The sequence below is a fragment of the Allobosea sp. 05T422_2 genome (assembly GCF_056396265.1).
Map to the genome: position 1 here is coordinate 1 of NZ_JBFTLD010000223.1, position 11365 is coordinate 11365.

Genomic DNA, 11365 nt, shown 5'->3' on the forward strand with positions numbered 1-11365 from the left:
CTGTAAACATGTGGTGCGCCCACACGATGAAGCCGACGACGCCGATCGCCACCATCGCATAAGCCATGCCGAGATAGCCGAAGATCGGCTTCTTCGAGAAGGTCGAGATGATGTGGCTGACGATGCCGAAGGCCGGCAGGATCATAATGTACACTTCGGGGTGACCGAAGAACCAGAACAGGTGCTGGTAGAGCACCGGGTCGCCACCACCGGCCGGATCAAAGAAGGTGGTGCCAAAATTGCGATCGGTCAGGAGCATCGTGATGGCCCCGGCCAGGACGGGCAACGCCAATAGCAGCAGGAAGGCAGTGACCAGCACGCCCCAGGCGAACAGCGGCATCTTGTGCATGGTCATGCCAGGCGCGCGCATGTTCAGGATAGTGGTGATGAAATTGATCGCGCCCAGAATGGAAGATGCGCCCGCGAGGTGCAGCGCGAGAATKCCGAAATCGACCGAGGKACCGGGGTGGCCCGCCGTCGAGAAGGGCGGGTAGATAGTCCAGCCGGTGCCGACGCCATGGGCGCCAGGCGCGCCTTCGACGAACAACGAAATGGTCAGCAGGATGAATGCGGCCACGACGAGCCAGAACGAGATATTGTTCAGCCGTGGAAAGGCCATGTCGGGCGCGCCAATCATCAACGGCACGAACCAGTTGCCGAAGCCACCGATCAGTGCCGGCATGACCATGAAGAAGATCATGATCAGGCCGTGGCCGGTGACGAAGACGTTGTAGCTCTGGCCGTTGGCGAAGATCTGCAGGCCGGGCTGCTGAAGCTCGATACGCATCATAATCGACAGGAACCCGCCGACGAGTCCCGCCATGATCGAGAAGATCAGGTAGAGCGTCCCAATGTCCTTGTGATTGGTGGACAGTAGCCAGCGTCGCCATCCTGTCGGATTGGCATGAGCTTCCCCGTGTTCGCGAGCGTCGACAGTTGGGAATTGGGCGTTCGGGGCGGTTCCCATGGGTTCGCCTCCCATTAGGACAGTTTCGAACTTTCATTTCSAATGGTCAAGGCCTGAGCCACGCCTGGCGGGGCCGCCATCAGCAAAACGCACAGTCGCGTTCAAGGTGAACCAACTATCGTGGCTTTGAACTGGGCGCATCGGGGCGGCGCCGTGGACGAGCAACTCATCCGTGGCATTCGCCTCGCCGCCCACTCAATGGATAACCCGAGGGCGCAACTATGCGGCGAGAGGCCGGCGCGTATCCACCGCTGCGTTACATTAAAGATGGTCATTTCAGTGACTGAACGAATACGTACAGCCACCAAATCCCATAACCCAGAAGCATAAGCACCGCGACCATGACCAGAAACAAAACTAGCGCGATTGAGCCCCCTTGAACGCGGGGTGAAAACCCATCCAAGGCGTCAGTTGTTTTGGTTTTTCCAGCGCCGATCGGCTGCTGAGTCCGCTTGCTTGTCGTCATTTCTACCTCCCAGGGGACGTGCATCAGCGTCCATTGGGCTGACTATTAGAACGGTCGCTTTCGGCAATAGCGTCATATGAATACTGCTGCTGGGTCAGCTCACCCGTCCCGAGGCACGTTCCTGCGCGCCGTGGAACGGAGAGCTTCGGCACCAATAGCCAGACGCGCTATCGAAAGAACGCGAGCAGGATGATGATCGGCAGGGGAATGCCCAACATCCAAAGAAGAATACCGCGGCCCATTGTTCGTCCTCCAATTTGTCGAGGCAGAACCCGCCACTGAAAGGAGTGTTCCCGGCCCTATAGGTTCCGGCTGGAACTCTTTTGCTTCGCCATCTGTTCACCCCTCGTCACGTGTGTGACGGAGCATCGGAGGGTCTCATGAACGGCGTCATCTACATCGTCGGCCTTATCGTGGTCGTGTTGGCCATACTTTCATTTCTCGGTCTTCGGTAAGGCATGTTTCCGATGGCAAGTCTGCCACCTTGGAACGGGCACTCTTCAGACGCGTTCTGTGAGAGCCGGATCCGTCGCTTAGCCGGTAACGAACATGACCCGTTATTTCTTCGACAGCACGGATGGCGACTTCGTCGATATCGACGAGGACGGAATTGAACTTTCCAGCGACGAAGAGGCGCGGCGATCAGCGTTGGACGCCTTGCCGGATATGACACGCGCGGTGATGCCAAACGGCGACTGCCGATTGTTCACCGTTAGCGTCCGCAGGGAAGAAGGTGGCGTCATTTACCGGGCGAGCATGGAACTTTTGGGCGAGCGATCCGAAAACTGGAGCACAAAGGAGGTCGATATGGCGAATGCAGATCCAAACARGGCGGCAGGTCAGCCCGGGAGGACAAGTGATAGCCGCCCACGACCGGGCACAGGCATACCGAAAGACGATCGCGGAACGCCGGCGGCGGATGCGAGCGTCGCTTCGCCAGCAAAGGGCGAGCCAAAACCCTCCAGCTCGCCGAGCGCACTCGACCCTGGGCGGCCGGTTAAGAAAACCTGATCTGCGGGGCCGCTAGGAACGCCTCGGCGTGCGCCGGTTTAAGCTGGGATGAATGAACCCTTCCGACGGCCGCAGATGTTGCCAAGTTATCKGCGCATKGGGATCGAGTTGATCGCTTGCGGTGCCGTCAAGCTTCGAGCCTGTCACGCTCGATGACGAGCTCGATGACCACGCCCAACGTGTCCCAAACTCTGCTGACCCGGCCAAGTTGACTTGCCGTCGCTTTGACCAAGCGGCTCCCGAAGCCTTCGCCTCCCGATCTCCGCGGAGATGGACCACCGCGCTCGCGCCAGACGATCACGAACTCGGACAGTCGCTCTGAGCATGTAATCTCGACCATGCCGTCCATCGTCGAAAGACTGCCGTATTTCGCGGCGTTGGTCGCGAATTCATGGAGCAGCAGCGAGAGCGATGTCACCAAGGTGGAAGGGATTGGAATGTCAGCACCGCGAACCTCGCAGCGCGACCGTTCACCCGCACGATAGGGTGCGAGTATGGCTGCAATCAGCGGGTGCAACGTGGTTGCGGCCGGTTCGCTTCCCGCAGCTACGGACGACATAGTCAAAGCGTGCGCGCGCGACAGGGTGGCGAGACGCTCGCTAACCGTTGAAGCGAGCTCGGCCGGGGTATTGGCTGAACGCGCCGTGAGATTGACGATTCCGCTCGTGAGCGCGAAGACGTTCTTGACGCGGTGGTTCATCTCGTGAAGCAGCAGCTGTTGCTGTTCCTGCGCCCGTTGCCGCTCCGAGATATCCCGGGCAATCTTCGAGGCCCCCACGATTTCGCCTCTGGCGTCCCTGATGGGCGAGACGGTCAGCGAGATCGCTACAGGCGTTCCGTCCTTGCGGCGGCGGATGGTTTCGTAGTGCTCGATGTGCTCCCCGGCGCGAATGCGCTCCAGAATCGTTGGCTCCTCGCCCCGACGGTCTTCCGGAATGAGCAGCATGACGGGCTGACCCAACATCTCCTCTCGCCGATACCCGAAAAGGCGCTCGGCGCCCGGATTCCAGTCGGTGATGAGACCGTTCAGATCCTTTGCGATGATCGCGTCATCGGACGATTCGACGAGCGCAGTCAGCCGGCGGGCCGAGGCGTCCCCGGCATGACGTTCGAGGGCAAAGCCGAGCTGGCGTGCGACGAGCAGCGCGAGGTCGCGCTCGTGATCGGTGAAGACCCGCGGAGTGTCATAATAGACCATGAACTTGCCTGCCAGTTCGTCGGCTCCGGYGAGCGGGATGAAGGCCAAGGCATGGATGCCCTCGCCGATAATGGTTTCGATGAGTTGTCTCGGCTCCTTGCTGAGGGCGACGTCCGAGAGGAAGATCGGGTCGGTTTCGCGCTCATGGCGCTTCCAGGGCGAGTGGCCGTCTACAGCGGCGCGGTATCCATCCGAGAGGCCGCGCCAAGCGACGAAACGCATTGTTCCCCCATCATCGAAGCGAAGGATCGACGCCCGCGAGCACATGAGGGTTTCACAAATGGCGTCAAGCGCACACTCGTAGATCTCGACGACGGTGCGGGCTCGAAACAGGCGATCGGTGAAGCGGAAGAGTGTGGTCTGCTCCCGAACCTGGCGCGCCAGATCGTTCGCAGCGTCGGTGGTCCTGCTGCGGACCGTAACCGTCGCCTGACGATCGGTGCTTTGCTCCATGGGCACCCTCATGAACAGCCGAGATCTCGCACAACGAGGAATCCCCTCTGGCGACCGGGGCATTCGAGCACCGATCCCGGCTCATCGCAATGTCATTTGGTCATAATCCGTTCTTCGTTTGAGCAGGGGTTCGTGCGCGCCGCCAGCGCAGTAAGGCGTCTGCGCCAACGACCGCACCTGTGCAAAGATCAACCTTGGGCTGATACTGAAATCCGAACTCGTCGTTCGCCAGCGTTGCATTTCGTTCGTCAGGCGAATGCGATTGCGACTCTGAATTTCGTCCTCGGCCCTGAACTCGCACGCCTCGCGGGATGGAGAGGATTTCGAGCGCCGGAGGGCGGCTCCGGCCCGACCGAGCACCAACCTGGTGTCGAAGCCGGCCTCGGCGATCACGAAGCCGGTGGCAAACCGAATGGTGATTGTCGCTCCCGAAACGACGAAGGTCGCCGACAACGCAGAGATCAACCTCTTGATGATTTCAGGGCCTTCATCGGAGCTCGCGAGCGGCTTTACCAGCGCAAATTCATTCGAGTCGATGCGTCCCACGACGCCGACGCCGGTGGTGCCAATGCGCTCGGCGATTTGGACGAGAACCTGGTCGCCGACGTCGAAGCCATAGCCGGAGTTGATGTCATGAAAGCCCGCGACATCCAGCTTTGCGATCAGCATAGGACCTTTGCCCGTGGCAGCGAGGCCCGCCACAGAATTCACGCAGTATCGCTCCATGGGTCCTCGTGTCCGGGACCTGGCCGGGCTCAGCCCTTTTGCGGCGGGGACCGCATCGCCATATCCAGGCAAACAACGCAGGGCGGTTCCACCAATGCTCGACGTTACACCTCGCTTCGTCCTCAACGAGGACGACTTCGATTCGTCCACGCTTCCGCTCTCACCAGCAAGCGATGGCGCGCTGCTCGATGCTTATTCGCTTGCCGTCACCGACGTGGTGGAGCGGGTGGGCCCGGCCGTCGTCAGGCTTAATGTCCGCAGGCACGGGCGCCCCTCCGGCTCCGGCTCGGGCGTGATCCTGTCGCCGGACGGGCTCATTCTCACCAACAGCCATGTCGTGCAAGGCTCGGCGCGGGTCGGGGTGCAGATGCCAGACGGGCGGCATTTCGATGCGCGTCTGATCGGCGATGACCCGGATACCGATCTGGCGCTCGTCCATGCCGAACCGCCCGTGAGCCTGCCGACGGGCCGTCTCGGTGACAGCGGGCTGCTGAAGCGAGGACAGATCGCCGTCGCCATCGGCAACCCGCTCGGGTTCGAGGCGACGGTGACGGTCGGCGTGATCTCGGCGCTCGGCCGCTCGCTGCGCGCCAAGAACGGCCGGCTGATCGACGATGTGATCCAGACCGATGCTGCGCTCAATCCGGGCAATTCGGGCGGCGCGCTGGTGTCATCGCGGGGCGAGGTCATCGGCATCAACAGCGCCATGATCATGGGCGCGCAAGGCATCAGCTTCGCGGTGGCGTCGAACACGGCGAGCTTCGTGATGGGCGGCCTCATCCGCCACGGTCGGGTCCGCCGGGCCTCGATCGGCATCGCGGCGCACCCGGCCGTGATCGCCCGTCGCATCCAGGTTGCGGCTGACGTGGATCAGGCGGCGGGCGTCATGGTCGACTCCGTGGAGGGCGGAGGCGCGGCTGATGTGGCCGGCATACGGGCAGGAGACATCATTGTGGCGGTCGACGGCACCCGTGTCTCCGGTGCCGACGATCTCGTGCGCCTGCTGGCCGAGGACAAGATCGGCCGGCCCACCGCCTTCGGACTGCTGCGCAATGGCCGCAGGCAGGTCATTGAGGTCACCCCACGCGAGAGGCGGGGGACATGAAGGCTGTTCCCCTGATGCTTCAGCCGCATGGGCTCACGCAGCAAAACGGATGGACGCGAACTCATTGAAGTCGTTGACGAAGCCGTGCTCGTTCGCGAGGCCCCTTTCATCTCAGGAGACACGGGAGGCTCACATGGGACCCTCAGAGGCAGTTGCTTCCGGCCAGGATCTTGCGCTGCGCATGAATGCAGCGTTCCCGCGCCGCGATTGGGTTGCTCTCCTGGCGGAACGGTCGCGAGAGAGTCGTGAGTTCGTCGAATGGCATCTTCAGGAAGACATCGCACCTCCGGAGACGCTGTTGCGCGCAGCATCAGGCCTGCTCGACGAGAATGCCGCCAGCGACAACTCACAAGTGGATTCCCCGACATGACGTTCAGAAACCACGAGGAGTATGAGGCTGCCGTACAGCGCGCCGCCGCGTTGAGCGATGCGCCCGAAGGATCTCCGCAGGCGGCCGAGTTCCGTCAGCTCACCGCTGAGATCCGCCGCTGGAATGAGGCGGACGAGGACGAGAACAGTCACGGGCCGGCCCCGCCCCACAGCTTGCTCACGCCGGACGATCTTCCCTTTTCGGGGCTGCCGGGCAATCTCGGGAAGCTCAGGAAGGACTGAGCCGTTCTCAGTCAAATGATCGGATGACCGCCGGTCACAGCGATGGTGGCACCCGAGACGTGGCTCGAACGCGGATTGGCCAGCGATATCCCGTCATTTCGGCAAGCCCGCGCGCCTGCTCAACGATGCCGAGGTACAGGGTTTGCCGAGTGAGGCCGGGCCATCGAGCGCGCGCCTCACTCCTTTCAGTCGGCAAGCCTAGCCTGCCCAACCCGATTGGGGCTCGATGTCAGACGTACTAGTCGAGTTCGTCGACTTTCGTGGTTCCAGATGCGCCAGCAGCACCAGTGGCTTTCTTTCCAGCCTTGGCTCCAGCGCTGCCATGCCCGCTGCCGCCTGCCTTGATGCGTGGGGCCACGACCTCAGCGTCGACATCGGCATTTCCGCTGGCTGAGGGCGCGGGACCGCCGATTTTGCCCTGTGCCTTGCCGCGTGTCTGKGTATCGACCGAGACGCCCTGCGCCAGAGCAGGCCCTGCAAGTGCGGCAGACATCGCAAGCACAATCGCGGACAATTTCACGCCATTCATCGGCTTCTCCTAGTCTGAATGCGCGACGGTATCGGTATTGGTGCGCCGCTCGCCTGGAACAATTGGACCGCCGCGCCAGGTCGGTACGAACGACGCAGGCCCATGCAAACGGCGCAGCATGACCATTGTTCGGATTTTCTGGGGTGATTTCGYGAGTCCGGTGCCGTATTGCGGCCCCGCATGTGGCAGTGATGAATCCCTGGCCCACAGGGGCGGGCGCTTCAAATATGTCGCCGTTCGGATAGGCTCATTGGTCGAATGACCTGCGACGTCGCATAGCCAGGATGCGACCACACGGCGATCAGCTCGCCCGTTTTGCAACGATGGTCAGCATGCCGTCTTCACCGAGCTGGGCAACGACCACGTCCCGTGATGTGAAGCCCTTCGCCGCGAGCGCCGATTTCAGCTCCGGCTCATTCTCTATGGCCGCTTGCAATTGCTGGATCTCGTCAGCCGAACGGTTTGTCAGTACCTGGTTGACCTGCACCTGGGCCTCAGCCGGAAGCGCAGCGAGATCGACGACGCTCACCGATTTGATAGTTGTTCGGCCCGAGCCCTGTTGCGGTGATGCAGACGGAGGTGTGGGCTGTGATAGACCCTGCGCATTCGCGCCGCCTGCCAGAATGAATGTAACGCCGACCACAGTTGTTATGATCTTTCGCATCGGATTTCCTTCCATGAGCTGTGGATAGGCGTCCAATTCCATAACGCGAATGCGGTCAGGGGCTGAAGCTGATCTGGTCATTTAGTGACCATATAGTGGCAGGGCTGCGTGATCGGCCTCCCAAACTAGGTGCGATCACGCGCCGATCGACGCGATCGTCAGCAGGATTTCCTCATCGATCTTGAGGCGGGAAAGCGGTCATGCCAGCTCGGCGGTAGCCTTCTCGTCGACGAGGCGCTCGGTTTTTGCCTCACTGAGCTCGCGGCCGAGCCTGAGTTGCGGACCGGGCCGCGGAGTCCAAGCTTGGCGCGCCAAAGTCATGCCTCCGCGGCGCGTTCGTCGCGCGCAGCCTACCAGATGGAGACCGGACGCCAGCACCTATCGACATCCCTGGAACAAGTGCCCAAGCGCCCGGTTTGATTGTGCATATATGGCAACTGTTTCAGGGAGATATCGATGAAACGGACGATCATCGCGGCGGTGTTTTGCGGGGCGACGATCCTGGCAGCTCAGGCGCAAACGCCGACGACTGCACCTACTCCTTCGCCAAATGCTCCAGCCGAAGCGAACGCGCCGCTGCCCGGTGCCAACAGCTTCACGGAAGGCCAGGCGAAGAGCCGGCTCGAGACCAACGGCTACACCGCAGTGTCCGAACTCAAGAAGGACGACAACGGTGTCTGGAAGGGCAGGGCGACGCACGACGGCCAGCCGGTCAACGTAAGCGTCGATTACCGCGGCAACATTACGCGCAACTGAGGATCTCGCAGATGACCCAGACCATCACGCGTTCGTACGATACCTATCAGCAGGCTGAATCCGTGGTGCGAAAGCTGAAGGACGCCGGCGTTGCCGATTCCGATATCAGCCTTGTCGGCCGTCACGCCGATGCCGATGAAAGCCACGCGGGCGAGGGAGCAGGAATCGGCAGCTTGATCGGCGGTGCAGCCGGGCTGCTGGCGGGTCTCGGCCTGATTGCGATCCCCGGCATCGGCCCTGTGGTGGCCGCTGGCTGGCTTGCTGCTACCGCCGCGGGAGCCGCGACGGGCGCCGTCGCGGGGGGGCTTGTGGGCGCCCTGACGAGTTCGGGCGTCGATGAAAATGACGCCCACTACTTTGCAGAGACGGTGAGGCGAGGTGGCAGCGTTGTGGCTGTTCGGGCAACCGACGAACAGGCGCCTACGGTCGTGGCAATCATGGACGGCGCGACACCCATCAACACAATCGACCGCCGTGCTGCTTATGAGAGGGAGGGGTGGACAGAATTCGATCCCGAAGCTCCGCCGTATGTGCGGCCCTCGATTTAACTGACCAGGGGGCCCCGGCAGCGATGGGGCCTCCTTCCAGCAACTTTGCATGCGGCTGGTGTTTGCCCAACAGCCTGCCACCCCGCGCCGCTATCTCGATCGATCAACTTCCCAGCGGTGGGCGCAATGCGACGAATTGTACGCGCCGAGGGGATCGGGACCTTGGCGACGGCGCCACGGATGAAAATGCATGGCCCAGTATTTTTTCGACATCGAGATCAACACCGAACTGGTCGTAGACGACGAAGGAATAGACCTTGAAGATCACGTCGCCGCGCGTCTTTCGGCGCTTTCAAGTCTCGGCGACATTATCGCCGAGCATATCCAGACCAGTGACGGTCTGAGAGTGGATATGAGAATCCGCTACGCCGATGGAACCCCCATTTTTGCAGCGACGCTGACGCTCAATAGCCAGTGGCTAACGCCAGTTCCCCCGTCTCAACTTCGGCAGACGGTGCCCCGCAAGACGGAACCGTGAGATAGGCATCATCTGAAGTGGTTGCCTGCKGGAAACTGCGGCCTCCAACCGGGCGCCACAATCAGGATGCCGAGGCGGCGCCAAGCACATGCCGAGATGACCCGAACACTCACGCGGCCATGAGCTTGTCGATTATTGGCAGCCGCGCGCATTTTCCTGTCGCGTGAAAGATCGCGTTGGCTTCGGCGGCAGCGGCGCCAACGATGCGTATTCCTCCGGCACCCGATCGGGCTGACTTTATCGTCATGCACCTCGACAAAGATCACCTCGATGCCGTCGATATCGCTTCGAAGTGACGTGATATTCGCCGAGATTGCCGTTTATGAACCGACCATAGCGATGGCGGTCAGGGTTTCCTCGTGAGGGGCATTCCGATACCCCCRCCACGCCGCCGATGATCTGGCTTCGCGCCGTCTTTGGGTTCAGGATCCGGCCTGCGGCAACGGCGCTTACCACCCCATCCGGGGTCGACAAGGTCCATGCGGTGATCGGCCATCTGAACGCCATCTGAAAGGCGTAGCAGGAAGCCGACCAGACCGTCCGTCGTTGGAACAAACCCCAAGGCAGTTCGTTGCCACCACGCGAAATTCTTTGTTGGCCCCGGAAGGAGAAATCCGATGACACCTGTGCATGGGCGGACTGACCCTTGTAGTTTCCGTTAAGGTCTATACCGAGATGTGGCTAACCTTCACCGCGCCGCGCGACGAGAGCGCGGATGTTGTCGTACCTCTCGCTGCGATTAGAGCCTCGCGAGGGGATGGTGAATGCCGGAGCTTCAGGTGTGCCGCCGCGATCGCCAGGCTGATATTGCCGATGAACCGCGGGCCGATGACGTTCCCCATGCCTCTTCGGTCAGATCGAGCGGGTGTGCGCCACACACCCCGCGCTCGATAGCCAGGCCGCCAGCGAGACGCGACTGAGTGCGCTGGCCGCGGAGAGACCGGCCGCGCCCCGAAGCCCGCCTGCCTATGGCCCCATTTAGCCAAGACTGCGCTGGGTGAGGCCGAAAGTCTCAGCAAAAGCGCGGGTGAACTGCTCACTCGGAAAGCGGATGGCTATCGCTGAGTCGTCGATTCCCGCAACCTGATAGGCAATGTCCCACTCGCTCAGCCAAGTATCCATCGCCTGAAGACGAGATAGAAGGTCCTGCCCTTCGATCGGGATGAGGACCTCATGTGTCCGCGGCTGTGCTTCTTCGGTGGGGAAACAATTCATCGCATTGCCTGCGGTTTTCGGCTGCGGAATGGCTTGTCGATGTTCAATAGACGATCGAGGGCAGTGTCCGATGCCAGCAAAGGCCCCGCCGACGGCAAACCTCGGCGGGACCCTAGGTGTTTAGTCCCGGCATTTGATGGATTGGATCGAGCCTGAATCGTTCTGGCTCTGAAGTCCAGCATTTGCAGATGAACTCGTAGGGTGTGAGCCCCCTAAGGGTCTTCAGCCGGCGGCCGAAATTGTAGGCGRCAACGAAGTCTGTGAGGTGCGCCTCGAACTGGCGATGATCGTCATAGTGGAAGCGCTTGACGGTCGCTTCCTTGATGGTGCGGTTCATCCGCTCAACCTGCCCGTTGGTCCAGGGATGCTTCACCTTGGTGAGGCGATGCTCGATGCCATTCTCGCGGCACCGCATGTCGAACATGTGGGTGATGTAACGAGCTGTCRGCCCGTCGGCGTAGCGAGGCGGGAAGGTGAACTGGATTCCGTAGCACATTGGGAAGAGGCTCGACCGTTGCCTGACGGCGCGCGAAGCCTTGCGTAGCGCAGCGCGCCGTCACGGCGGTCATGGCCGGCCAGCAGGTCTCTAAAGTGAGGTTGTCGAGACAACACTTTGGAGCGAGGCCAACCATGACCA

General features: G+C 61.5%; 14 protein-coding genes and 1 pseudogene. 7 read left to right on the forward strand and 8 right to left on the reverse strand.

The window, feature by feature from the left end; all coding sequences use genetic code 11:
• The coding region (locus AC1DJT_RS27740) for a cbb3-type cytochrome c oxidase subunit I (protein WP_476835294.1) at positions 1 to 967 on the reverse strand (967 nt) is incomplete at its 3' end.
• A 271-nt stretch (positions 968 to 1238) separates the two neighbouring features.
• Positions 1239 to 1433, reverse strand: coding sequence for a hypothetical protein (locus AC1DJT_RS27745; protein WP_476770626.1), 195 nt, complete (start codon positions 1431 to 1433; stop codon positions 1239 to 1241).
• Between the two features lie 549 nt (positions 1434 to 1982).
• Between AC1DJT_RS27745 and AC1DJT_RS27750 the strand changes: the two genes are divergently transcribed.
• Complete coding sequence (locus AC1DJT_RS27750; RefSeq protein ID WP_476835295.1) at positions 1983 to 2444, forward strand: DUF6894 family protein; 462 nt, start codon at positions 1983 to 1985, stop codon at positions 2442 to 2444.
• Positions 2445 to 2571: 127 nt separating this feature from the next.
• On the opposite strand, the gene AC1DJT_RS27755 is transcribed toward AC1DJT_RS27750, so the two are convergent.
• Both AC1DJT_RS27755 and AC1DJT_RS27760 read right to left on the reverse strand, forming a co-directional pair.
• The gene (locus AC1DJT_RS27755; RefSeq protein WP_476835296.1) at positions 2572 to 4095 is read right to left on the reverse strand and encodes a PAS domain S-box protein; all 1524 of its coding nucleotides are present in this window, start codon (positions 4093 to 4095) and stop codon (positions 2572 to 2574) included.
• 81 nt (positions 4096 to 4176) lie between these two features.
• Entirely contained in the window at positions 4177 to 4764 is a 588-nt protein-coding gene (locus AC1DJT_RS27760) for a diguanylate cyclase domain-containing protein (RefSeq protein ID WP_476770623.1), read from the reverse strand.
• A 151-nt stretch (positions 4765 to 4915) separates the two neighbouring features.
• Here AC1DJT_RS27760 and AC1DJT_RS27765 point away from each other — a divergent pair, with 151 nt between their 5' ends.
• The 3 genes from AC1DJT_RS27765 to AC1DJT_RS27775 all read left to right on the forward strand — a co-directional run bounded on the left by AC1DJT_RS27765 (position 4916) and on the right by AC1DJT_RS27775 (position 6538).
• Positions 4916 to 5926, forward strand: a complete 1011-nt coding sequence (locus AC1DJT_RS27765; protein WP_441508577.1) for a S1C family serine protease — start codon at positions 4916 to 4918, stop codon at positions 5924 to 5926.
• A gap of 181 nt (positions 5927 to 6107) precedes the next feature.
• Positions 6108 to 6296, forward strand: a complete 189-nt coding sequence (locus AC1DJT_RS27770) for a hypothetical protein (protein ID WP_476832964.1) — start codon at positions 6108 to 6110, stop codon at positions 6294 to 6296.
• On the forward strand, positions 6293 to 6538 hold the full coding sequence (locus tag AC1DJT_RS27775; RefSeq protein ID WP_476770620.1) for a hypothetical protein: 246 nt from the start codon (positions 6293 to 6295) through the stop codon (positions 6536 to 6538). Before AC1DJT_RS27770 ends, AC1DJT_RS27775 begins: the two co-directional genes overlap by 4 nt.
• Positions 6539 to 6776: 238 nt before the next feature.
• Here AC1DJT_RS27775 and AC1DJT_RS27780 read toward each other — a convergent pair whose 3' ends face one another.
• Positions 6777 to 7067 carry a hypothetical protein gene (locus tag AC1DJT_RS27780; protein WP_476770619.1) on the reverse strand — a complete coding sequence of 97 codons (291 nt, stop codon included), beginning with the start codon at positions 7065 to 7067 and terminating at the stop codon, positions 6777 to 6779.
• 301 nt (positions 7068 to 7368) lie between these two features.
• On the reverse strand, positions 7369 to 7731 hold the full coding sequence (locus AC1DJT_RS27785) for a hypothetical protein (RefSeq protein WP_441508573.1): 363 nt from the start codon (positions 7729 to 7731) through the stop codon (positions 7369 to 7371).
• Between the two features lie 456 nt (positions 7732 to 8187).
• Here AC1DJT_RS27785 and AC1DJT_RS27790 point away from each other — a divergent pair, with 456 nt between their 5' ends.
• The 3 genes from AC1DJT_RS27790 (at position 8188) to AC1DJT_RS27800 (ending at position 9513) form a co-directional block, all read left to right on the forward strand.
• On the forward strand, positions 8188 to 8487 hold the full coding sequence (locus tag AC1DJT_RS27790; protein WP_476770618.1) for a PepSY domain-containing protein: 300 nt from the start codon (positions 8188 to 8190) through the stop codon (positions 8485 to 8487).
• 11 nt (positions 8488 to 8498) lie between these two features.
• Entirely contained in the window at positions 8499 to 9035 is a 537-nt protein-coding gene (locus AC1DJT_RS27795; RefSeq protein WP_476770617.1) for a hypothetical protein, read from the forward strand.
• A 190-nt stretch (positions 9036 to 9225) separates the two neighbouring features.
• Complete coding sequence (locus AC1DJT_RS27800; RefSeq protein WP_476770616.1) at positions 9226 to 9513, forward strand: DUF6894 family protein; 288 nt, start codon at positions 9226 to 9228, stop codon at positions 9511 to 9513.
• 978 nt (positions 9514 to 10491) lie between these two features.
• Here AC1DJT_RS27800 and AC1DJT_RS27805 read toward each other — a convergent pair.
• Together AC1DJT_RS27805 and AC1DJT_RS27810 are read right to left on the reverse strand one after the other, a co-directional pair.
• A complete protein-coding gene (locus tag AC1DJT_RS27805; RefSeq protein WP_476770615.1) occupies positions 10492 to 10728 on the reverse strand; it encodes a hypothetical protein in 237 nt (78 codons plus the stop codon).
• Between the two features lie 112 nt (positions 10729 to 10840).
• Positions 10841 to 11215: pseudogene (locus tag AC1DJT_RS27810) on the reverse strand (integrase core domain-containing protein); the annotation flags it as partial.
• Positions 11216 to 11365: the final 150 nt, after the last annotated feature.

What these genes read in the sequence shown, in the direction of transcription:
- AC1DJT_RS27745 (WP_476770626.1), bottom strand. Translation starts at nt 1,433, where the DNA reads ATGACGACAAGCAAGCGGACTCAGCAGCCGATCGGCGCTGGAAAAACC.
- AC1DJT_RS27760 (WP_476770623.1), bottom strand. Translation starts at nt 4,764, where the DNA reads ATGCTGATCGCAAAGCTGGATGTCGCGGGCTTTCATGACATCAACTCC.
- AC1DJT_RS27765 (WP_441508577.1), top strand. Translation starts at nt 4,916, where the DNA reads ATGCTCGACGTTACACCTCGCTTCGTCCTCAACGAGGACGACTTCGAT.
- AC1DJT_RS27770 (WP_476832964.1), top strand. Translation starts at nt 6,108, where the DNA reads ATGAATGCAGCGTTCCCGCGCCGCGATTGGGTTGCTCTCCTGGCGGAA.
- AC1DJT_RS27775 (WP_476770620.1), top strand. Translation starts at nt 6,293, where the DNA reads ATGACGTTCAGAAACCACGAGGAGTATGAGGCTGCCGTACAGCGCGCC.
- AC1DJT_RS27785 (WP_441508573.1), bottom strand. Translation starts at nt 7,731, where the DNA reads ATGCGAAAGATCATAACAACTGTGGTCGGCGTTACATTCATTCTGGCA.
- AC1DJT_RS27790 (WP_476770618.1), top strand. Translation starts at nt 8,188, where the DNA reads ATGAAACGGACGATCATCGCGGCGGTGTTTTGCGGGGCGACGATCCTG.
- AC1DJT_RS27795 (WP_476770617.1), top strand. Translation starts at nt 8,499, where the DNA reads ATGACCCAGACCATCACGCGTTCGTACGATACCTATCAGCAGGCTGAA.
- AC1DJT_RS27800 (WP_476770616.1), top strand. Translation starts at nt 9,226, where the DNA reads ATGGCCCAGTATTTTTTCGACATCGAGATCAACACCGAACTGGTCGTA.
- AC1DJT_RS27805 (WP_476770615.1), bottom strand. Translation starts at nt 10,728, where the DNA reads ATGAATTGTTTCCCCACCGAAGAAGCACAGCCGCGGACACATGAGGTC.